13 protein-coding genes and 2 pseudogenes are annotated in these 21,651 nt (G+C 71.1%); 8 read left to right on the forward strand and 7 right to left on the reverse strand.

Translation table 11 applies throughout. The features are described 5' to 3' along the window. Positions 1-255: 255 nt before the first annotated feature. Positions 256-918, forward strand: coding sequence for a response regulator transcription factor (locus tag EDD90_RS13050; RefSeq protein WP_123973178.1), 663 nt, complete (start codon positions 256-258; stop codon positions 916-918). 179 nt (positions 919-1,097) lie between these two features. Further along, positions 1,098-2,378 carry a ribonuclease D gene (locus EDD90_RS13055; RefSeq protein WP_123973179.1) on the forward strand — a complete coding sequence of 427 codons (1,281 nt, stop codon included), beginning with the start codon at positions 1,098-1,100 and terminating at the stop codon, positions 2,376-2,378. 41 nt (positions 2,379-2,419) lie between these two features. On the opposite strand, the gene EDD90_RS13060 is transcribed toward EDD90_RS13055, so the two are convergent. After that, on the reverse strand, positions 2,420-3,133 hold the full coding sequence (locus EDD90_RS13060) for a TetR/AcrR family transcriptional regulator (RefSeq protein ID WP_123973180.1): 714 nt from the start codon (positions 3,131-3,133) through the stop codon (positions 2,420-2,422). A gap of 355 nt (positions 3,134-3,488) precedes the next feature. Between EDD90_RS13060 and EDD90_RS13065 the strand changes: the two genes are divergently transcribed. Then, positions 3,489-4,436, forward strand: coding sequence for a hypothetical protein (locus EDD90_RS13065; protein ID WP_123973181.1), 948 nt, complete (start codon positions 3,489-3,491; stop codon positions 4,434-4,436). Here EDD90_RS13065 and EDD90_RS13070 read toward each other — a convergent pair. Next, positions 4,403-4,768, reverse strand: a pseudogene (locus EDD90_RS13070) (carbohydrate ABC transporter permease); the annotation flags it as partial. The gene EDD90_RS13065 and the pseudogene EDD90_RS13070 sit on opposite strands and share 34 nt — an antisense overlap. Here EDD90_RS13070 and EDD90_RS13075 point away from each other — a divergent pair. The 4 genes and pseudogenes from EDD90_RS13075 to EDD90_RS13090 form a co-directional block, all read left to right on the forward strand. Continuing rightward, positions 4,767-6,452: pseudogene (locus EDD90_RS13075) on the forward strand (glycoside hydrolase family 2 protein); the annotation flags it as partial. The pseudogenes EDD90_RS13070 and EDD90_RS13075 overlap by 2 nt on opposite strands. Then, positions 6,449-7,459 carry a LacI family DNA-binding transcriptional regulator gene (locus EDD90_RS13080; RefSeq protein WP_123973182.1) on the forward strand — a complete coding sequence of 337 codons (1,011 nt, stop codon included), beginning with the start codon at positions 6,449-6,451 and terminating at the stop codon, positions 7,457-7,459. The pseudogene EDD90_RS13075 and the gene EDD90_RS13080, both read left to right, overlap by 4 nt. Positions 7,460-7,694: 235 nt before the next feature. Then, positions 7,695-8,912, forward strand: coding sequence for an acetyl-CoA C-acyltransferase (locus EDD90_RS13085; RefSeq protein WP_123973183.1), 1,218 nt, complete (start codon positions 7,695-7,697; stop codon positions 8,910-8,912). Next, positions 8,909-11,038, forward strand: coding sequence for a 3-hydroxyacyl-CoA dehydrogenase NAD-binding domain-containing protein (locus tag EDD90_RS13090; RefSeq protein WP_123973184.1), 2,130 nt, complete (start codon positions 8,909-8,911; stop codon positions 11,036-11,038). The genes EDD90_RS13085 and EDD90_RS13090 overlap by 4 nt, the downstream gene beginning before the upstream one ends. Positions 11,039-11,227: 189 nt before the next feature. On the opposite strand, the gene EDD90_RS13095 is transcribed toward EDD90_RS13090, so the two are convergent. The 5 genes from EDD90_RS13095 to EDD90_RS13115 all read right to left on the reverse strand — a co-directional run bounded on the left by EDD90_RS13095 (position 11,228) and on the right by EDD90_RS13115 (position 20,159). Continuing rightward, positions 11,228-13,189 (reverse strand): PIG-L family deacetylase, encoded by a 1,962-nt coding sequence (locus EDD90_RS13095; RefSeq protein ID WP_185149065.1) that lies wholly within the window; start codon positions 13,187-13,189, stop codon positions 11,228-11,230. Between the two features lie 23 nt (positions 13,190-13,212). Further along, positions 13,213-16,083, reverse strand: a complete 2,871-nt coding sequence (locus EDD90_RS13100; RefSeq protein WP_123973186.1) for a stealth conserved region 3 domain-containing protein — start codon at positions 16,081-16,083, stop codon at positions 13,213-13,215. Positions 16,084-16,091: 8 nt separating this feature from the next. Continuing rightward, the gene (locus EDD90_RS13105) at positions 16,092-17,045 is read right to left on the reverse strand and encodes a hypothetical protein (RefSeq protein ID WP_123973187.1); all 954 of its coding nucleotides are present in this window, start codon (positions 17,043-17,045) and stop codon (positions 16,092-16,094) included. Then, positions 17,042-18,895, reverse strand: a complete 1,854-nt coding sequence (locus tag EDD90_RS13110; protein ID WP_123981207.1) for a stealth family protein — start codon at positions 18,893-18,895, stop codon at positions 17,042-17,044. Before EDD90_RS13110 ends, EDD90_RS13105 begins: the two co-directional genes overlap by 4 nt. A 151-nt stretch (positions 18,896-19,046) precedes the next feature. After that, positions 19,047-20,159, reverse strand: a complete 1,113-nt coding sequence (locus tag EDD90_RS13115; protein WP_185149066.1) for a hypothetical protein — start codon at positions 20,157-20,159, stop codon at positions 19,047-19,049. Between the two features lie 280 nt (positions 20,160-20,439). On the opposite strand from EDD90_RS13115, the gene EDD90_RS13120 reads away from it, so the two are divergent. Further along, the gene (locus EDD90_RS13120) at positions 20,440-21,519 is read left to right on the forward strand and encodes an LCP family protein (RefSeq protein ID WP_123973188.1); all 1,080 of its coding nucleotides are present in this window, start codon (positions 20,440-20,442) and stop codon (positions 21,517-21,519) included. Positions 21,520-21,651: the final 132 nt, after the last annotated feature.

A 21,651-nucleotide genomic window follows, 5' to 3' on the forward strand; every position in this document is an offset into this window, starting at 1 on the left:
GTCGACTCACCCTTCATTGACCATCTCTTTGTCGATACGGCCACTTTCTGTCCCGTACCGCAACAGCCCGAACCGATTCGATCTTCGGATGATCGATCGCGTGTCCGAATTGCACGTATTGTTACTCACCAGATCGTGATCATTCTCTAAAGGCGGACGGGTTTGGTGCCGAAGACGACTGTGACCTTGAAAGCACGGTTCGTCCCGGCTTCATCCCCACAAGCCGGCCCCCCGTCCCCCACCCCAGGAGGCCTGGTGTCCGTTCTCCTAGAGCAGCCCGCAAGCCTGGTCGCCTACCGCCCGAACAAGCCCACCGCGATGGTGGTCGTGGCCGATCCGCGCGTCCGCTCCACCGTCACCCGCCACCTGTGGGCGCTCGGCGTGCGCGATGTGATCGAGGCCTCGTCCATCGCGGAGGCTCGTCCCCGCATCGGCAACCCCCGCGACATCTGTGTCGCCGACGTCCACCTCCCCGACGGCTCCGGCCTGACCCTTCTGTCCGAGACCCGGGCGGCGGGCTGGCCCAACGGCCTGGCCCTGTCCGCCGCCGACGACATCGGCGCCGTGCGCAACGCCCTGGCCGGCGGGGTCAAGGGCTACGTCGTCACCGGCACCCGCACCAACATCGGGCTCCCCACCCGACCGGGCGCCGCCCCCATCGGTTCCGCCGCCGCCCGTATGCACCGCCGCCCCCCGGGTGCCCCGAGCCACCCGGGTGGCTACCGCGAGCTCTCCGGCCGTGAGGTCGAGGTGCTCCGGCTGGTCGCGGAGGGCCAGTCGAACAAGGCGATCGGCGTCTCGATGGGCCTGTCCGCCCTGACCGTCAAGAGCCACCTCGCCCGTATCGCCCGCAAGCTCGGCACGGGCGACCGTGCCGGAATGGTCGCCGTGGCCCTCCGCACCGGCATCATCCACTGACCCGTCGAACGTTCACCGACGTGAACCCGATCGGCCGCCGGTCCCGCTCACGCCGCACTCCGCTGTCCCCCGTTCGTGGACCCGATCTTTCACCGACCTGACTGGTTTACGACCCTCCGGCGCCCGTCGACGGAACGTTCCGTCGACGGGCGCCGTCCACACACAGATACCCTTGACATGTGACCGACGCCCAAGAGACCGCAGCAGACAGTTCACTGCGCACCACCGGGGGCACCCCTCCGGACGACGCCGGATCTTCTGTGACGGGGGCGCCGATCCCTCTGCTGGAGCCGCGTGAGGGCATTCCGCCCGTGGTCGCGGACGAGGCTGCCCTCGCCCGCGTGATCGCCGCGTTCGCCGCCGGCTCCGGTCCGGTCGCCGTCGACGCCGAGCGTGCGTCCGGCTACCGCTACGGGCAGCGCGCCTACCTCGTCCAGCTGCGCCGCGAGGGCGCCGGGACCGCGCTGATCGACCCGGTCGCCTGCCCCGACCTGTCCGGCCTCGGCGAGGCGCTCGCCGGCGTCGAGTGGGTGCTGCACGCGGCCACCCAGGACCTGCCCTGTCTGCGCGAGATAGGCATGGTGCCCAGCAGCCTCTTCGACACCGAGCTGGCGGGCCGTCTCGCCGGGTTCCCCCGGGTCGGGCTCGGCGCGATGGTCGAGAGCGTCCTCGGGTTCGTCCTGGAGAAGGGCCACTCCGCTGTCGACTGGTCGACCCGGCCGCTGCCCGAGCCCTGGCTGCGCTATGCGGCGCTCGACGTCGAGCTGCTCGTCGACCTGCGGGACGCGCTGGAGAAGGAGCTGGACCGGCAGGGGAAGCTGGAGTGGGCGCGGCAGGAGTTCGACGCGATCGCGGCCGCGCCGCCGGCCGAGCCGAGGAAGGATCCCTGGCGCCGGACGTCCGGGATGCACAAGGTGCGGCGGCGCCGGCAGCTGGGCGTGGTGCGGGAGCTGTGGGAGACCCGGGACCGGATCGCGCAGAAGCGGGACGTGTCGCCGGGCAAGGTGCTCGGTGACACGGCGATCGTGGAGGCGGCGCTCGCCCTGCCGGCCAATGTGCACGTCCTCGCCGGGCTGAACGGGTTCGGGCACCGCATGGGGCGGCGCCAGCTGGAGCAGTGGCAGGCCGCGGTGGACCGGGCGAAGGCCTTGCCGGACGCCGCACTGCCGCAGCCGGGGCAGCCGGTCACGGGGCCGCCGCCGCCACGGGCCTGGGCCGACAAGGATCCCGCCGCGGCGGCTCGGCTGTCCGCGGCGCGCGCCGCGGTGTCGGCGCTGGCCGAGGAGCTGAACATGCCGCAGGAGAACCTGATCACGCCGGACACGGTGCGGCGGCTCTGCTGGGAGCCGCCGCAGGTGGTGGACGCCGAGACGGTGGGAGCAGCGCTGGAGGGGTACGGGGCACGGCCCTGGCAGGTGGAGCAGGTGACGCCGGTGCTGGTGACGGCGCTCGCCGTCTAGGCCGTTTTCCCGGGTTCTCAGACGCGCCGGGAGCCCTTCGGTTACTCCGGGGGTTCCTCGGCCGTCTCGCCGTGCGACCGGTCGGGGGCGGGTGCGCCTTCGAGGAACGCGGTGTACAGACACCTGCCCCGGTTCACCGAGAGGTCCAGCTCCGGCAGGACCTCGGGAACCGCGATCGCGGTCACCAGATTGCGGTACATGCGCGAAACGCGTTCTTCCACGTTCCCCAGGTGCCGGTCGAGGGTGTTCGAGATCAGCACCACTCCGGCCCAGCCGCCCGCGATCTGGTGGGCCTGCTGCTCCGGGTCGACGAAAGGCTTCAGCTCACCGCGCCGCCGGGCCTCGGTCAGCTGCCCTGCGTTGAAAACGATCCAGTCCGGCCACGGAGTTCCATAGGTTTCCGGCGCACTGCTGTGGAACGACAGCATCAGAGCGGCCTGCAGGGCGCTCTCGTGGGAGATCCGGTGCGCCAGGATCATGCCGATGTCGACCACTTCCTGGAGCATGATCCTCTGCTCCACGAGCCCGTCCATGGTCAGCGTGTTTTCCATGATGGCCGTCGCCACTTCGAGCTTTCCGCCGGGGAAATGCCGGTAGAAGGCCCCCTTGCTCGTCCGTGCGGCCGTGATGAGGTCGCTGATCGAGGTCCCCTCATAGCTGTCCGCCACGAAGAGCGCGCCGGCGGTGTCGAGGATGCGCTGCCTGGTGTCGATGGCACGCTGCTGCCGACGTCGCGGCCTGCGCGGGTTGCTCATTCGATCTCGCCTTCGAGGCCCGTCGGCCGATGAGGTGCCTGCCGATACTAGCGTGAAGTGGGGCGTAAGGCCCCCTCTGCAGATCAGTCCTGACCTGCCCCATTACGACGCCCCACTACACCCGGTGTTCCCTTGACGTCACAGGGGCGGCGTTCCAGACTTGGCACCGCCAGAAGAGACCGAACGGTCCCTTCTGGCGTGGACCGGCATCCAGGAAACACCGCCATCTCATCCGAGTCAGGGCAATCACCGGTAGGAAAGCGGGCGGAGAAGAAGAGACCTCATGGTCCCAACAAGCCCGGTCGGCCTCGTACCGGCAGGTCGATCAGCGCAGCCTTCATGGGAGAGCACAGCAATGACCATCCCCTCCGGCACCGCAGCGGTGATCGCCCCGTACGACGGCGACGGTCCGTATCCGCGGGCCTTCGCCCGACAGGGCTGGCGGACTGTGGCCGTCGTACCGGAGCACCGTCTGCGGCCACCGGCGTACCGGATCGCCCCGATACCCGCCGGATACGCCGGCACGGTCGTGCACCGGGGAGTCCGGCAGACGGTCAAGGCCCTGCGGGCACTGGGTGTGTCGGCCGTCGTCGCGGGCAGCGCCGAGGGCATCGAAGCGGCCGACCGGATCGCCTGGCAGCTCGGCCTGCCCGGCGCCGATCCGGCGTCGTCCCCGCTGAGGTACGACCGCGGTGCTCAGGCGGCCCGCCTGTCACGGGCGGGAATCCCCGCTCTGCGGGGCATCCGCACGACGAGTCCGGCCGCCGCCGTGGCCTGGGCGCGCACCTGCCCGCTGCCCGGCTACCTGCTCGCCCCGGCCGTCGCCGGAATCCCGGTCGAGCCGGTGGAATGCGCGGACGCGCTCCAGATCAACAGTTCCTGGCCGGTCATGCGGCACGCGGCCGTCCGGTACTCCGGCAGCGCACACCTGGTCCTGACCGAACTGCCCTCCCGCCCGCAGTACACGGTGCAGACCGTCACCCGGCCGGGCCCGGACGGCCGTCCCGAACACGTCGTCACCGGCGTGTGGGAGGACGCCCGCAGCGGGCACGGCCGACCGGACCCTGCCGGCCCGCTCTCCTCGGACAGCCGGCCGGCCCGGACCCTCACGCTCCGCACGACGCGGGTGCTCGACGCGCTCGGCGTGGCCTGCGGCCCGGCGACCACCCGGTTCGCGTACCGGGCCGGCGACGAGCCGCTGCTGGTGTACTCGCTCGCGGCGCCCGTCGTGACACCCGCCGACGAAGCACTGCGCAGGACGACCGCGGTTCACCTGGTCGCTCCCCGCATGAAGCCGTTGTAGATGAAGCGTTGCAGGCAGAGGAAGACGACCAGCGTCGGCAGGATCACCAGGATCGCTCCCGCCGAGATGATCTCCCAGTGCGCTCCGTAGGGTCCCCGGAAGCGGAACAGTGACGTCGAGATCACGCCAAGGTTCTGGGAGGGCATGTAGAGGAACGGAATGTAGAAGTCGTTGTAGACGGCTATGCCCTTGACGATGACGACGGTCGCGATCGCCGGTTTCAGCAGCGGGAGGATGATCCTGAGGTAGATCGTGAACGCGTTCGCGCCGTCCAGGCGGGCCGATTCGTCCAGGGAGATCGGGATCGAGCGGACGAACTGCAGGAAGATGTGGCTGTGGTGGCCGCGCGGGTACGGTGAACAGCCGCTGTACGAGGTCGAGTTGACGCTGCTGCACAAGGACGGGGTGCTCGACTCCTGGCGGCGGCGGGTCGGCTTCCGGACGGTGGAGCTGGACCGGCGGGCGGATGAGCACGGCACCGGGTTCACCTTCGTGGTGAACGGCGAGCGGCTGTTCGCGCGGGGCGTCAACTGGATCCCGGACGACGTGTTCCCGTCCCGGGTGACCCGGGAGCGGTACCGGGAGCGCCTCGGGCGGGCCGCCGACGCGGGCGTGGACCTCGTACGGGTCTGGGGCGGCGGGATCTACGAGAGCGAGGACTTCTACGACACCTGCGACGAGTCGGGGCTGCTGGTGTGGCAGGACTTCCCGTTCGCGTGCGCGGCCTATCCGGAGGAGCAGCCGCTGCGGGGCGAGGTGGAGGCGGAGGCCCGGGAGAACGTCGTACGGCTGATGCCGCATCCGTCGCTGGCGGTGTGGAACGGCAACAACGAGAACCTGTGGGGCTTCCGGGACTGGGGGTGGGAGGAGCGGCTGGCCGGGGCATCCTGGGGCGAGGGGTACTACCTGGGGCTGTTGCCGCGGGTGGTGGCCGAGCTGGATCCGACACGGCCGTACACGGCGGGCAGTCCGTGGTCCGGGTCGTGGGACCGGCATCCGAACGATCCGGCGCACGGCACGCACCACTCCTGGGAGGTGTGGAACCGGGCGGACTACGCGGAGTACCGCGCCCAAGTGCCGCGATTCGTGGCCGAGTTCGGGTGGCAGGCGCCCCCCGCGTACGCCACGCTGCGGCGCGCGCTGCCGGGTGAGGCGCTCGCGGCGGACTCCCCCGGGATGCTGCACCACCAGAAGGCGGACGACGGGAACGGGAAGCTGCGGCGCGGCCTGGAGCGGCATTTCGTCTTCCCCGAGGGGGACTTCGACCGTTGGCACTACCTCACGCAGGTCAACCAGGCGCGCGCCGTGGCCGCCGGGATCGAGCACTGGCGCGCGCACTGGCCGGTGTGCGCGGGCACGGTGGTCTGGCAGCTCAACGACTGCTGGCCGGTGACCTCCTGGGCGGCCCTCGACGGGGACGGACGGGAGAAACCGCTCTGGCACGAACTGCGGCGGCTGTACGCGGACCGATTGCTGACGCTTCAAGTACGGAAGCGAGGGCTGGTGTTGGCCGCCGTCAATCAGGCGCGTGAGGCGTGGGCGGGAGCGGTCGCGCTGCGCCGGATGACCGTCGACGGGGTGGTGGTCGCGGGCGCGAGCGTGGAGTTGGCCGCCGGGGCGCGGGCGGTGGCGGTCGTCGAGGTGCCGGAGGGGCTTCGCCCCGAGGGGCCGGCGGAGTTCCTGGTGGCCGACGCATGGGGGTCCCCCCGCTCGAGCGAAGTCGAGAGCGGGGAAGGACTGCGGGCCCTGTACTTCCCGGCGGCCGACCGCGAAATCCCTTACCCGAAGCCCGAGTTCGAGGTGACGGTCGCGGCGGGGGCGGTGACCGTGACGGCTCTCACCCTCGTACGGGACCTGCTCCTCCAGGCCGACCGGCTGGACCCGGCCGCGCGGGCCGACCGGGGGCTGGTCACGCTCCTTCCCGGGGAACGGGTCACGATCGGGGTGACCGGCTGGAAGACTCCCGACGTGGCCGCCGCCCGGGCCGCCCTGTACTGCGTGGAGCCCTCCCGATGACAGCACCCCGCGTCACCATCAAGGACGTCGCCGCCCGTGCCGGCGTGTCCAAGGGGGCCGTGTCGCTGGCCTTCAACCACAAGCCGGGGCTGGCCGAGGCGACCCGCGACCGGATCTTCGCGGCGGCCCGGGAGCTGGGCTGGGCGCCGGACACCACGGCACGGTCGCTCGCCGGAGCGCGGGTGGACGTGGTGGGGCTCGCGGTCTGCCGGCCGGCCCGGATGCTCGGGCTCGAACCCTGGTACATGGAGTTCATCTCGGGCCTGGAGAGCGTCCTGACCGAGCACTCCTGCTCGCTGCTGCTCCGCCTGGTACGGAACGTGGAGGACGAGGTCGGGCTGCTGGAGTCCTGGTGGAGGGGGCGGCAGATCGGCGGGGCGATCCTTGTCGACTTCCGGGCGGACGACCCCCGGGTGGGGGCGGCGCGACGACTGGGGCTGCCGGTGGTGGCCGTCGGGCACCACTCGCTGACGGGCGGCCTCACGTCCGTGTGGACGGAGGACGGCGATGCCGTCAAGGAGGCCGTGCGGTACCTCGCGGCGCTCGGGCACCGCCGTATAGCGCGCGTCGGCGGGGCCGCCGCGCTCGGCCACACCGCGATGCGGACGGCGGCGTTCGACGAGGCGGCGCGGGTGCTGGAGCTGGCCGGGGCGTGGCAGGTGACGACCGACTACTCCGGGGAGGCGGGGGCTCGGGCCACCCGGTCGCTGCTGAGCGCCGCCGCACCGGACCGGCCGACGGCGATCGTGTACGACAACGACATCATGGCGGTGGCGGGGCTTTCGGTGGCCGCGGAGATGGGGTTGCGGGTGCCGGGTGATGTGTCGTTGCTGGCGTGGGACGACTCGCAGTTGTGCCGGCTCACTCATCCGACGTTGTCGGCGATGAGCCATGATGTGCATGGGTTCGGGGCGGATGTGGCTCGGACGTTGTTCGAGGAGGGCGGGTCGCATGCGGTGGCTACGCCGGTACTGACGCCTCGGGGGTCCACTGCGCCGCCGCGGTGAAGCGCCGTGAGGGGCTGCGGGTCCGCTGTGGCTGATCGCGCCCACGCGGCGGAGCCGCATATCGGTTACGCCCCGCGCCCCTGAAGGGGCGCTCCCCGACCGTCGGCTTCAGTGTGACCTTCGCCGCTCCGGGCGTCGGGACTGGGCAGTCACGTTACTCATAAGTAGCATGGGCCCTGAGCGCGTGCTCAGCACATGCAGCAGTGCCATCCCGCACCCTGGAGGAGAGCCAATCGTGCCTCGTACCGTCAGGGATGTCGTCTTCGTCGACGGCGTCCGTACCCCGTTCGGCAAGGCGGGCCCGAAGGGCATCTACCACGAGACCCGTGCCGACGACCTCGTCGTGAAGGCGATCCGGGAGCTGCTGCGCCGCAACCCCGGTCTGGACACCAAGAAGATCGACGAGGTCGCCATCGCCGCGACCACGCAGATCGGTGACCAGGGTCTGACCATCGGCCGTACCGCGGGCATCCTCGCGGGGCTGCCGCAGTCCGTGCCGGGCTACTCCATCGACCGTATGTGTGCCGGCGCCCTGACCGCCGTCACCACGGTCGCCGGTTCCGTCGCCTTCGGCGCGTACGACGTCGCCATCGCCGGCGGTGTCGAGCACATGGGCCGTCACCCGATGGGCGAGGGCGTGGACCCGAACCCGCGGTTCGTCAGCGAGAAGCTGGTCGACGAGTCGGCGCTGTTCATGGGCATGACCGCCGAGAACCTGCACGACCGCTACCCGCAGATCACCAAGCAGCGCGCGGACGAGTACGCGGTGCGCTCGCAGGAGAAGGCCGCCAAGGCGTACGCCAACGGCAAGATCCAGCAGGACCTGGTGCCGATCTCGGTGCGCCGGACCAACCCGGAGGGCGGCGAGACCGGTTGGGGTCTCGTGACGGCCGACGAGCCGATGCGCCCGGGCACGACGCTGGAGAGCCTCTCCGGTCTCAAGACGCCGTTCCGCGTGCACGGGCGGGTCACCGCCGGTAACGCGGCCGGTCTGAACGACGGTGCGACCGCCTCGCTGATCGCCTCCGAGGACTTCGCCCGCGAGAACAACCTGCCGGTGAAGATGCGTCTCGTGGCGTACTCCTTCGCGGGTGTGGAGCCGGAGGTCATGGGTTACGGCCCGATCCCGGCGACGGAGAAGGCGCTGGCCCAGGCGGGTCTGTCGATCTCCGACATCGGTCTCTTCGAGATCAACGAGGCCTTCGCCGTCCAGGTGCTGGCCTTCCTGGAGCACTACGGCATCGCGGACGACGACGAGCGCGTCAACCAGTACGGCGGCGCGATCGCCTTCGGTCACCCGCTGGCCTCCTCGGGTGTGCGTCTGATGACGCAGCTGGCCCGCCAGTTCGAGGAGCAGCCGAACGTCCGCTACGGCCTGACCACCATGTGCGTCGGCTTCGGCATGGGCGCGACGGTCATCTGGGAGAACCCGCACTTCGAGGGGGACAAGTGAGCACCACCGCCGAGCTTTTGAAGCAGGCCTCGGACCTGTTCCCCGACGAGGTCGTGACGTCGGCGCACGTGCGCCACTTCGACCTGCCGTTCGGGGCCGGCCGCTTCGCGCTGATCACCCTCGACAACGGCCTGGACCACACCAAGCCGACCACCTTCGGCCCGGCCTCGCTGGCGAACCTCAACACCGCCATCGACCAGGTCGAGAAGGAGGCCGCCGACGGCACGATCGTCGGTATCGGCATCACCGGTAAGCCGTTCATCTTCGCGGTCGGCGCCGACCTCAAGGGTGTCGAGCTCCTCAAGGAGCACGAGCACGCGCTCGCCATCGGCAAGGGCGGCCACGAGGTCTTCAAGCGGCTGTCGGGCCTCGCGGTGCCGACCTTCGCGTACTACAACGGTGCCGCCATGGGCGGTGGCGTCGAGGTCGGTCTGCACTGCAAGTACCGGACCGTCTCCAAGGCCATCCCGGCGTTCTCCCTCCCCGAGGTCTTCCTCGGTCTGGTCCCGGGCTGGGGCGGCTGCGCGCTGCTGCCGAACCTGATCGGCGCCGACAAGGCCGTCTCGGTGATCATCGAGAACAGCCTCAACCAGAACAAGCAGCTCAAGGGTCAGCAGGTCTTCGACCTGGGCATCGCCGACGCCCTCTTCGAGGGTGCCGACTTCCTTGAGCAGTCGCTGATCTGGACCGCCCAGGTGCTGAAGGGCGACATCGCGGTCGAGCGCCCGGTGATCGACCGCGGCGAGGCCTGGGACCAGGCCGTCGCGCGCGGCCGGTTCATCGCCGACTCCAAGGTGCACGGCGCCGCCCCGGCCGCCTACCGCGCCCTGGACATCATCGCCGCCGCCAAGAACGGCGACCTGCAGCAGGGCTACGACGCCGAGGACCTGGCGCTCGCCGACCTGATCATGGGCGGCGAACTGCGCGCCGGCATCTACGCGTTCAACCTGGTGCAGAAGCGCGGCAGGCGGCCCGCCGGTGCCCCGGACAAGAACCTGGCGCGCCCGGTCACCAAGGTCGGTGTCGTCGGTGCCGGTCTGATGGCCTCCCAGCTCGCGCTGCTCTTCCTGCGCCGTCTGGAGGTGCCGGTCGTGCTGACCGACATCGACCAGGAGCGCGTCGACAAGGGTGTGGGCTACGTCCACGCCGAGATCGACAAGCTGCTCGGCAAGGGCCGTATCAACCAGGACAAGGCCAACCGCCTCAAGGCCCTGGTCACCGGTGTGCTGGACAAGGCCGAGGGCTTCTCCGACGCGGACTTCATCATCGAGGCCGTGTTCGAGGAGATCGGCGTCAAGCAGACGGTCTTCGCCGAGGTCGAGGCGGTCGCCCCGGCGCACGCGATCCTCGCCACCAACACCTCCTCGCTGTCGGTGACGGAGATGGCGTCGAAGCTCAAGAACCCCGAGCGGGTCGTGGGCTTCCACTTCTTCAACCCGGTCGCGGTCCTCCCGCTCCTGGAGATCGTGCGCGGCGAGCAGACCGACGACGCGTCGCTCGCGACCGCGTTCGCCGTTGCCAAGAAGCTGAAGAAGACGGCGGTTCTGGTGAAGGACGCCCCGGCGTTCGTCGTGAACCGCATCCTCACCCGCTTCATGGGCGAGATCCAGAACGTCATCGACGAGGGCACGCCCGTCGAGGTCGCCGAGAAGGCCGTGGAGCCACTCGGTCTCCCGATGTCCCCGCTGGTGCTCCTGGAGCTGGTCGGTCCCGCGATCGGTCTGCACGTCTCGGAAACCCTCAACCGGGCCTTCCCGGACCGCTTCACGGTCTCCCCGAACCTCGCGGCCGTCGTCAAGGCGGGCAAGCGCGGCTTCTACGTGTACGACAGCGGGAAGCCGGAGCTGGACCCCGAGGTCGCCGCGCTGCTCAAGCAGGGTGACGTGGTCCTCTCCGAGGAGCAGGTCCGGGACCGTGTCCTGGACGCCGTCGCCCAGGAGATCGGGCTCATGCTCGACGAGGGTGTCGTCGCCGAGGCGCAGGACATCGACCTCTGCCTGATCACGGGCGCCGGCTGGCCCTTCCACCTGGGCGGCATCACGCCGTACCTGGACCGCGAGGGTGTCTCGGAGCGCGTGAACGGCAAGAAGTTCCTGGCGCCGGGTGTGGCGTCCGTACCGGCGTAACGGCCTACGGCCGGTTCGCCGAAGGGGGCTCCGCGTGGCGCGGGGCCCCCTTTTGCGTGCCGGGTCGGCTGTGCGCCGGCCATCGCCGTACGGGGTGCGGTGCGTGTGCGAGTGCCGGCTCGTCGTGGCTGGTCGCGCCCACGCGGCGGTAGCCGCATATGAATACAGCCCCGTGCCCCTGACGGGGCGCTATCCCACCGTCAGCCAGGGACCGAACTCTGTTGAGCCTGGCGCCACTTGGCGGGTCACCGCCAGGCGGGCGTCCGCGCCCAGGACCGCGATCGTCGCCCTGCCCAGTGCGTCGAACGCGGCCGCCGGGGCGCCCGCGATCGTGCCGCCCAGTGCGGTCGTGGGCAGTTCCCGCCACCCTTGTTTCCCGGGCAGGAACCGGTAGGCCACCCCACCCAGGTCGGCCCTGCTCACCGCGAGTGTGCCGGTCTCCGGGGACGGTGACGCGGCCAGCGCGATCGCCCCGAACCCGCCCGGGCCGCCGATGGATGCCGCGGGCTGGGCCCAGCGGCCGCCCGGGGCGTCCTCCTGGGCCATCAGCAGGCGACCCGTCTCGGGCTGCCGGTACACCGTCATGACCTGGCCGCCCGGTTGTACGACGGCGGCCACCGGGCCCGCCGGCACGGTGAGCCGGAACCGCGGGGCCCTGGTGAGAGGTTCGTCGAGGGAGTTCTGGGCCCAGTGGAACACGCCCTCACGGCTGGCGCCGAAGACCTCGACATGGCCGTTGGCCGCGGTCACCGCGGTGAGGCCCTCCTGGAGGTCGTGGCCGCGCAGGTCGGTCCACTCGCCCCAGGCGCCGTCGGCTTCCCGGATGCGGGTGTGGAGGCCGAGCCCGGCGTTGCGTACGAAGACGTGGAGGCGGCCCATGCCGTCCCTGGTGGCGACCGGGCCGCCGAGGTGACGGTCGCGGTGCGGGATGCCCGCGGACGGGTTGCCGAGGCTGATCCAGCCGGGAAACACCCCGTCGGGTTCGGCCTGTTCGAGCAGGACGATCTCGCGGACATGGTCTTCGCCGGCGGCCAGGTGGGAGAGGCGTTCGGCGAGGATCTGCCAGCGGCCGTCCGGGGTGAGGCTCACCGCGAGCCCGGGGGCGAGGGGGCCGCCGCCGAGCAGGAAGGGGCCGCGCCACTGGTCGGTGCCGGGCTGTGCCTCCAGCCAGACCGCGGCCTGCCGGTTGACGACCGCGAACGCGGCGAGCCGGCCCCTGCGGTCGGCGAGCAGCCAGGCGGCGCCCGACGGGTGGCGCGGGGCGGTGCTCTGCACCCAGCCGGTGCGGCGCGAGGAGAAGGACAGCGCGTAGTCGCCGCTGCCGGCCGGGTCGCCGCTGTCGTAGCCGTCGGCCGCGCCGTAGACGTTGAGGAAGTAGTCCTTGAGGGAGACGGAGCGCTGGCTGAGGTTGTGGGGCCAGCGTTCGTTGTAGTAGCCGCGGTAGGACTCGACGGCGTAGGCGGTGGGGCCCTGGTAGTGGTCCAGGGCGAACCAGGCGAACAGCGCCGCCGCGGTGTGGTCGGCGTGGTCGGAGAGGTCGCCGTGGTCGTGGCGTTGCGGGAAGGCCTCGTTGTGGACGAGGCGGTCGGGGTCGGGGTCCAGGGTGCGGACCAGGGTGGGGCGGACCAGGTCCATGATCTGGACGAGGGTGTCCACCAGGCCGGTCCGGGTGTACCAGTGGACCTCGGGGACCAGGCCGCCGGTGGGGACGAGGGTAGGTACCTGCTGGACCTCCTCGTGCCAGAGCACGTGCAGGCTGCGGGCGGGGCCCTCGGGGGTGCCGTGCTGGCGGATGTTGAGGAAGATCAGCGTCACCCAGGGAGCGTCGGCGAGGGTGTAGGCCTCCGCGACCGCGCCGCCCGCGGTGGTGAGGGTGGCCGGTTTCCAGGGTGCCGTGCGGTCGCCGAGGACCATTGCGGCGTAGGCGGCCCTGAGGCCGTTCTGCCGGGCTCTGCCGTAGGCCTCGCGGTCCTCGGGTACCGGGCCGGTCTGTCCGGGGCGGGGGTTGCGGCCGTCGGCGTCGCCGCTGGTGAGGCACACCGTGGTGGTGCGGGTGCCGGCCTTGAGGCCCTGGAAGACGGCCGGGTTCATGAAGTACAGGTCGTCGTCGGGGTGCGCCACGATCTGCAGCACGGAGGCGAGACTGGTCATGGTTCTTTTGCTCCCTACGGCCGTCACAGCGGCCATCCCGGCAGATAGCCCGCGTGCGCCCGCTGGTTGCGGGTCGATCCGGTCTCGAACTGGCTCGGCACCGGGAAGTAACTGGGCAGGAACGCGGCCAGGACGGCGTCCTGCTCGTCCTCGGGGACGTCCCCGTCGTGGTAGTCGTTGAGGCAGAACACGTCGTGCGGGCGGACGGTGAGGATCCGGTTGAGCCGGGCCGCGTGGTCGCTGAGGCCGACGTTGACGAACCCGCAGGAGATGCTGCCGGGCACGCTGCGCAGGGTGTGGTAGCCGAAGTAGTGGTGCAGCGAGGAGGCCACGGAGATGTCGCTGTGGCTGCGCAGCCTGCTGGCCGCGGTGGCCCGGACGGCGTCGGGGTAGCGCTGCTCGATGTCGGCCAGGACGCTGCGCCGCAGCGGGTGGGGCGCGTGCAGGAAGCTGTGCACCAGGGTCTGGCCGAAGTCCCGCTCGATCAGGGCCCGGTTGTTCTTGGCGGCGCTGATGTTGAACTCGTCGGCGGTGGTCGCCTCGGCCATCGGCACGGCGGTCGGCGACATGAAGTGCCGGGCCTGGCCGTTGCCGAGGAAGAACATGTCCGGCTGCACGGTCCGGCCGAGGAAAACGTCGTCGTTGAAGTACAGGAAGTGCTCGGCCAGCCCCTCGATGTGGTGCAACTGGCTCTCGATGGCATGGGAGTTGTACGTCGGCAGGGCGCCGCCGGCGCCGAAGATCTCCGTGTGGTCGACGACCCGGACCCGGGGGTGGGAGAGGTCCAGCCAGTCGGGGACCTGCCGGTCGGTGACGAGGTAGATGTTCCGGATCCAGGGGGCGTACATGTCGATGGACCGCAGGGAGTACCGCAGTTCGTCGCGGTCGCGGAAGCGGGCCGCACTGGTCGCCGCGTCCTCCGTCGCCAGGCCCATCGAGGCCAGGACGGCGTTCTTGCGCTCCAGCCAGTCGACGTCGGCGCCGTCGACCCAGGTGTACACGGCGTCGACGGGGAAGTCGACGTCTCCGTGCAGGGTCCGCGTGAAGGGGCCGATCGTCGGGTAGGGCCGACCGGCCAGGGTGAGGGTGCCCCGGTACATGGCGGTGTTCGGGACGCGGTCGCCGACGAGGGTGCGGGCGGGAGCCCGGAGGTGGCTGCCGTCCTCGGGGTCGTGGTCCCAGAAGGAGATGGTGCAGCCGTAGACGGCGCCGAGGCGCAGCAGGCGGGACCGGGAGACCACGCTCTGGTAGACGCGCAGGCCGGAGGAGGGGGTGGCGGCGTAGCCGGTGGCGAAGGAGGCGAGGACGGTCGCCACCGTCTTCTGGCCCTCGTTGAGTACGGCCGTGTAGACGGCATCGTCGGCGTAGCGCTCGGCAACGGCCTTGAAGACGGCCTCCCGGTGCACCGCATGCACGGCGACCGTGTGCCGGACCAGGCTGTCACGGGTCACCAGGTAGGGGATGTCGGCCGCTTCCAGCGCGCCCGCGACCAGGGTGAGATTCTGGTTGACCACGTCCCAGGGGGACTCCCAGTCGAGGAGCCGGCACACCTGGCCGCCGTCGCTGACCAGGTCGCGCCGCTTGAGCAGGCGTTCCTCCAGGGCGCGCTGGTCGGAGCTGCGCACGGTGCTGGAGGGGGCCGGCGCGGCGGCCGGGACGATGCCGTCGGCGCCCGCCCGGTGGCCGTGGATCGCCTGGCGTTCGGCCTTGGCGACGGCCCGGCGGCCGCTGTCGCGTTCGGCGACGAGTTCGTGGAAGATCCGCTCCCAGTGCGCGGTCACCACGGCGGGCGAGAAGCGGTTGACGGAGGCGAGTGCGGCGGTGCCCATGCGCTGGCGCAGTTCGGCGTCCTCGATGAGGTGCAGCAGGCCCGAGGCGAGGGCGTCGGTGTCGCCGGGCGGGACGAGGATGCCGGTGTGCCCGTCGATGACGACTTCGCGGGGGCCGTTGGGAGAGTCGTACGACACCACCGGGACGCCGGCCGCGTGGGCCTCGGCGAGGACCAGGCCGAACGCCTCGTTGCGCGAGGTGAGGGTGGCGATGCTGGCCTTGGCCCACTCCTCCGCGAGGTGCTTGGAGTTGCCGTTGAGCTGGATGCAGTCGTGCAGTCCGAGCATGTCGATCTGCCGGCGAAGGGCGCCGCTGAGCGGGCCGTCGCCGAAGATGCGCAGCTGCCAGTCCGGGCGGTGCCGGGCAACCGTCGCCCAGGCCGTGACGGCGTGGTCGATCTGCTTCTCCGCCACCAGCCGGCCGGCGATCACGACGGTGCGGGTCTGCAGGGTGGAGCGCGGCCGGAAGCCGCTGGGCAGGGCGTTGGGCACCACTTCCAGGCGGGGCGCGGCGTCGCCCAGGGTCTCGGCGAACCAGTCCCGGGTGCGCTCGCTGAGCACGGCCAGCGCGTCCAGCCGGGCGGCGAAGCGGCGCAGTGGTTCACCGCTGGTGCCGCGCAGTTCGGAGACCCGGTGTTCCTGATGGACGGTGATGACGTGGGCCGGTGCGAGCTGCACGGCGAGGGCCATCAGTGCCGGGGTGGTGGTGACCAGGACGTCGGTGTCGGTGTCCTGGAGGGCGAGTTCGAGTTCGAGGTCGGCGAGCCGGTTGAAGGCCGACTCCCAGGACCGGTCGACGATCTGGCTGGGCTGCGCGACGAGCCCGGCCCACACCGAGTCGTCCACCGTGGTGGAGCGCACCGGGCGGGGGGTGCGGGCGGTGGCGTCGACGAGGTAGTCGACGCGGACCCGTTCGTCGGGGGTGAAGAACTGGTCGCGCCTGCTCCGGAAGACGCTGAGGACCCGGACGTCGTGCCGGGTGGCGAGTTCGGACGCCTGGTTGAACACCGCGCGTTCGGTGCCGCCCACGGCGTCCGCCGTGGTCAGCAGGAAGGTGATCTTCATCTGTCGGTTCAGCCTGCCTCGGGCATGCGCGTGCAGGTGACCCGGAGATTTCCTGCGGGGGTGTAGCGCGGTTGGACGATCATGGGCGGGTGGCCCTGGGGGGTGATGGCGAGGCTGCGCATGGCGAAGACGCGCAGCGGGTTGCGTACGTCGTGGAGGCGACGGCCCAGGCGCATGGAGCGGCCGGCGCGGTCGTGGAGTTCGACGTCCCAGTGCTCGGGCCGGGCACCGCGCGGCGGCATCTGCGCCAGCGGGACCTCCACCCGGAAGGTGTCCGCCCCGAGCGCCGTGACCGGCTGCTCGACACGGCGTCCGGAGGCGACGAACTCGGCCCAGGGCTCCTCGATCCGGGTGCCGAGCACCCGGAAGTCGACGGTGACGCCGGCGTGGGTCAGGTGCACCTTGGCCACCTCGGCGGCCGCCCGGGCCCCGCTGCTGACGACCCGGGCGCTGCCCCGCACGGAGCGGCCGAGCCGGTGGCGTTCGCCGGTCACCGGGGACGCCGCCATGGGCTTGGTCGGGCCCTCGTAGGGCACCGGCGGCTGGAGCAGCAGCAGGGACAGCGAGCGTTTGCGGCGCCCGGTGCGCAGCCGAAGCCGCAGTCGCCAGCGCCCGGCGGTGACGGGCACTCCGCCGACCTCCGCGCCCAGCAGGACGGCCGCGTCTACCAGGGCCTGGCCGGCCGGGCCCTCGTAGACGCGGGCCTCGGCGGTGTGGCGGCGCCGGCCGCGGCGCAGCACGATTTCGGCCCGGTCGGGCAGCCGGGTGGACGGCGGGAGTTCGGCGTGCAGGTTCACCGTCTGGCCGTCGAGGATGGCGGCGTAGTGCAGCAGCGCCGTGCGCCGGCGGCGCAGCGGGATGAAGACGCCGAGCATGAGCCGGTTGCGCAGGGCGGCGACGCGGGCGCGCGGGCGGACGGTCCCGCCTGCCTTTGCGGCGGGACTCTTCTGAGGAGCGGTCATGAGCCGACGGGCCCCAGCTGGGCGGTGCGCGCCGGGGTGCGCGGTGCGGTGATGCCGGACGCGGTCTCGAACGGGCTGTGGACCGGGAAATAGGCGTCCAGAAACGTTTCGACCATGCGGTTCTGAGCCTCGGGGTCGGCCGCTGTGACGGTGTCGTTCATGCAGAAGGTGTCGAAGTTGCGGCGCGCGAGCAGGTTGTTGAGCCGGCGCTCGGCGAGGTCGTCGGCGAGGTCGACATAGACGTACCGGATCTCGCCGACCGTGGCCCGCGCGGACTGGTAGGCGTAGTAGTGGTGCAGCGAGGAGGCGATCGGCACGTCGTTCGGCGAGCGGAAGCGGGAGTGCTGGGTGACCCGGTGGGCCTTGGCGTAGACGTGCTCGATCTCGGCCAGCACGCTGCGGCGCAGGGCGTGCGGGGTGTGCTTCATCTTCTGCGAGATGACGGTGCCGAACTGCTGGGCGATCAGCCCGCGGCTGTTCTTGCCCGCCGCGTTGACGGGCAGGTCCTCGGTGCTCGCCCGGCCGGACGGGATGAGCGCCTTGGACTGGAAGAACTTGGTCAGGCCATTGGGATGGAAGAAGTGGCCGGGCTGGACCGGGCGGCCGAAGAACACGTCGTCGTTGAGGTAGAGGAAGTGTTCCGAGAGGTCCGGGATGTGGTGCAACTGACTCTCGATGGCGTGCGAGTTGAAGGTGGGCAGCGCATAGGGGTCGGAGAAGATCTCCCGGTGGTCCACCACCCGGATACCGGGGAACTCGGTGTTCAGCCAGGCGGGCACCTGGCCGGCGGTGACCAGGAAGATGTTGCGCACCCACGGGGCGTACTGGTGGATGGAGCGGAGCGAGTACCGCAGCTCGTCGCGGCTGGTGAACCGGGAGTCGTTGGCGGCCTGCTCGTGCAGCCGGCCGGCGGGGCTGCCGTCGAGCTCGCGCCGGAAGGCGTCCCGGCCCGCGCGCCACACCGGGTCGGAGTCGTCGACCCAGGTGTAGACAACGTCGATCGGGAAGAGGTGGTCGTCGGGGAGCGCGGCCGCGAACTCGGGCAGGGTGCGGGCATGGCCGGTGACATAGACGGCAGGCACCGGGCTGAAGCGCTTCTGCTCGGTCCAGCAGCGGCCGGCGTCCACCGGGACCTCGGTCACCACGCGGTTGGGCCGGGGCGCGACGAACTGTCCGTCCTGCTCCTCCCAGAACTCGATGTCGCAGCCGGACTCCCGGCCGAAGACCAGGTTCCCGGTCGGGTCGCAGACGTGCCAGGCGATACGCAGCACCCGCTGGTCGCGCAGCCCCCGCCAGCTCCCCGGGAGCTCGCCGGGCCGCGACTGGCCGGGCGAGACGGTGCCGATGTAGCCGGCCCGGTCCTCGCAGGCCAGCCGAAGGACGGCCTCCAGCTCAGGGCGCCGGGCGGCCGGTACGGCGATGCTGGGCACGGCGGCCGAGGTGCCGCGGACGCAGAAGTAGTCGATCCCGGCTTCTTCCAGGACCGCGACGAGTAGGTGGAGGTTGCGGGCGCGGGCGGCCCAGGCGGTGGCTCCGGGCACCTCGAAGGCGCGGACGTGCTTGCCGCCGATGCGGACGACCCGCATCCGGCCCTCGGTGGAGTTCCCGGCAGCCTTGCGGCTGCCGCCCAGCGCCCGGACGACCATGGCGGAACGCACCGCGTCGGCGGAGGCCAGAGAGCGCTTCAACGACTTGCGCAGGGGGTTCGGTACCCGCTTGACGATGCTGCGGCGGGCTCCCACCGGCACCAAGGATCGATATGTCGACACGAACGCGCTCGCCTCGGGATTATTGAGGCTCACCTGTTTCCCCCTGTGTGACTGTCGACATACCGGCCAGCGGACCCTCATGTTCACCGAAGTCACATGTTTGACTTACCTGGGTCTTACTGAACCTTCAGAATGTTTACATCCGAACGGCAAACTGTCCAGAAGTAATCGGTTGCCCCGGGCTCTCTGTCGCGAAGGCCACATCCGTACAACCATCCGGCCCGACGGAACGTCAGACGCGGACCCAGTCCGCGAGGACCAGGCCGGGCTCCGGCGCCTGCCGCCCCACCCACAGGGCGCCCTCGGCGCCGAAGGCGGCGAGCACTACACGCCCCCGGGCGTCATGGGCCAGCGCGGGCGTGCCCGTCCCCGGCCTGCCGGTGTCGGTCCACCACAGCCCGGACGCCTCGGCCTCCGTGCCGCACACCCCGACCAGGACGCTCCCGGCCGCACCGCGATGCGCGACGACTGTGCAGTCGTAACCGTCGAGAACGGCCCGCAGTACCGCATGGCCGCCATCCCCCGGTGCACCACCGAGCGGAACCGGCCAGCCGCCGGACCGCCGGCACAGCAGGCCCGAACCGGCCGGATCGGTCCAGACATGGGTGAGCCTGCCGGGCGCGGTCTCCAGCGCGGCGACGGATCCGGGCAGCGCGCCCGGCCGTATGTCGTACGAACGCTGCGGTACGGCTCCGGGTTCCGGCTGCGTCCAGTGCAGCGCCACGTCCCCGGCCGGGGCGAACACCTCGATCCGGCCGTCCGAGACTGCCGTCGCGGTCAGCCCGTCCTGGACGTCGGCGCCCCGGAGGTCGCTCCAGGGCTCCCACTTGCCGGCCCTGCCCTCCCGGCGCATCATCAGGCCGCCGCCCGCGTTCCGTACGAAGACGTACAGATCGCCGTTGGCGTCCACGGCCCCGGCCGGCACGCCGAACCTGCGCGCCTTATCCGGCTCCCGGTGCGGATTGCCCAGCGAACGCCACTCGGTGACGGGCCGTCCGGACTGGTACTGGATGGCGTGTACGACGTCCACGACGGCGGAGCCGTCGGCCCGGCGCCGCTCCCGGCGCCCGAGGAAGTGGACATAGGTGTCGGCGCCCTGGACGACGGCGAGATGGGTCAGGTCCGCGACCGCGACGAACTCCGGCCCCGACCACCCGGGACCGCCCGGGCGGGTCTCGGTCCAGCGCAGCAGTCCGCCGGCGGTGGGCGCGTACGCGGTGAGCCGGCCGTCCTTGCCGCGCACCAGCCACGAACCCGCGGCCGTACCCGTCGCGGTGACCGCCGGGGCGGCAGCACCGGGCGCGGCCGAAAGACGCCGCTGCGCGGAGCGACCCCGCATCACCATCACGGCCCCCCTGGAGACGTATCCGACCGGTCCGACCGCGGCGGACCCGAAATTCGCCACATCATATGCATGGCACCTACACTGCCCGGGCTCGGACTGCGGGCCCGCGGCCGCCGCGGGAACGGACGCGTCACCTGGCTTCACCGCCTTTCGGCGAAGTCTTTCGATGAAGTGAACGTGACGTGGATCACTGACATACAACTCAAGTCGGCTGTCACCGGTCTGTCCGATCGCCCGATCATTTTCGGCCCCGGCCCGAAGCAGACGAGGACAGCACCCGATGACGACCCCCGCCGCCGACAGCCCGAGCACCTCGGACCGCCCCTCGCGGCGCGGCGCACCCCGCCGACGCCGTACCGGCCGGTGGATCCTGCTCTCCCTGGCCGTCCTGGTCCTCGCCGGAGCGGGTACCGCCTACTGGCTGTACAGCGGGATCGACGGCAACATCAAGGGCGTCGACATCGACCGGGCGATCGGCGACGACCGCCCGGAGAAACTGCCCACCTCGGGCCAGAACATCCTGATCCTGGGTTCGGACTCACGCGCCGGCGCCAACGCGAAGCTGGACAACGCCAAGGTCTCCGGCGCCCGTTCGGACACCGCGCTGGTGATGCACATACCCGAGGGCCGCAAGAAGGCCGTCGCGATCAGCATCCCCCGCGACACCCTGGTGACCCGCCCCGAGTGCACCAAGGCGGACGGCTCCCAGGTCGCCTCCGCGAAGCGCGTGATGTTCAACTCCATCTACTCACAGGTCGGTCCGGCCTGTGTCGTCAAGACGGTGGAGCAGATGTCGGGGGTCCGTATGGACCACTACGTCGAGATCGACTTCGCCGGCTTCAAGGACCTGGTGGACGCGATCGGTGGGGTGACCGTCACCGTCGACCAGGACATCCACGACTCCTCCAGCGGCCTGAACATCACCAAGGGCACGCACCGGCTGGACGGCACCCAGTCCCTCCAGTTCGTCCGCACCCGGCACGGCATCGGCGACGGCAGCGACCTCGGCCGGATCGGCCTCCAGCAGCAGTTCATGATCGCGCTGCTCGGGGAGATCCAGAAGCAGGACCTGCTGGGCAGCCCGGTCAAGGCGTACAAGATCGCCGACAAGCTGACCGCCGCGCTCACCACCGACTCCGAACTCGCCTCCCTCACCAAGCTCGCGGAGTTCGGCCGCAGCCTGAACGGCGTCAACCCGTCCACCATGGAGACGATCATGCTCCCGGTGGCGTACGACAAGGTCGACCCGAACCGCGTGGTGGCCGCCGAGCCGCAGGCGAAGACCCTGTGGAAGGCGATCCGCACCGACTCCACGATCCCCGAGTCAGCGAAGAGGTCCCCGGCCACCGGCGGAAACTGACGGTCTGTCGGACCCCGGCACGGCGGCCGGCCCGCGGACCGGTCCACGCTCGACGCGTGAGACCGGCACCTCGCACGGACCGACGCCGCGCTGCTCGCCAAGCGGCTCGACCCGGCCACCACGATCCACACC

Origin of the sequence: Streptomyces sp. Ag109_O5-1 (genome assembly GCF_003814875.1) — a bacterium.
Classification (GTDB): Bacteria; Actinomycetota; Actinomycetes; order Streptomycetales; family Streptomycetaceae; genus Streptomyces; species Streptomyces sasae.

Excerpts from the sequence above, each read along its gene's own strand:
- EDD90_RS13100 (WP_123973186.1), bottom strand. The coding sequence starts at position 16,083 with ATGAAGATCACCTTCCTGCTGACCACGGCGGACGCCGTGGGCGGCACC.
- EDD90_RS13115 (WP_185149066.1), bottom strand. The coding sequence starts at position 20,159 with ATGGTGATGCGGGGTCGCTCCGCGCAGCGGCGTCTTTCGGCCGCGCCC.
- EDD90_RS13105 (WP_123973187.1), bottom strand. The coding sequence starts at position 17,045 with ATGACCGCTCCTCAGAAGAGTCCCGCCGCAAAGGCAGGCGGGACCGTC.
- EDD90_RS13095 (WP_185149065.1), bottom strand. The coding sequence starts at position 13,189 with ATGACCAGTCTCGCCTCCGTGCTGCAGATCGTGGCGCACCCCGACGAC.
- EDD90_RS13060 (WP_123973180.1), bottom strand. The coding sequence starts at position 3,133 with ATGAGCAACCCGCGCAGGCCGCGACGTCGGCAGCAGCGTGCCATCGAC.
- EDD90_RS13110 (WP_123981207.1), bottom strand. The coding sequence starts at position 18,895 with ATGAGGGTCCGCTGGCCGGTATGTCGACAGTCACACAGGGGGAAACAG.
- EDD90_RS13080 (WP_123973182.1), top strand. The coding sequence starts at position 6,449 with ATGACAGCACCCCGCGTCACCATCAAGGACGTCGCCGCCCGTGCCGGC.
- EDD90_RS13120 (WP_123973188.1), top strand. The coding sequence starts at position 20,440 with ATGACGACCCCCGCCGCCGACAGCCCGAGCACCTCGGACCGCCCCTCG.
- EDD90_RS13065 (WP_123973181.1), top strand. The coding sequence starts at position 3,489 with ATGACCATCCCCTCCGGCACCGCAGCGGTGATCGCCCCGTACGACGGC.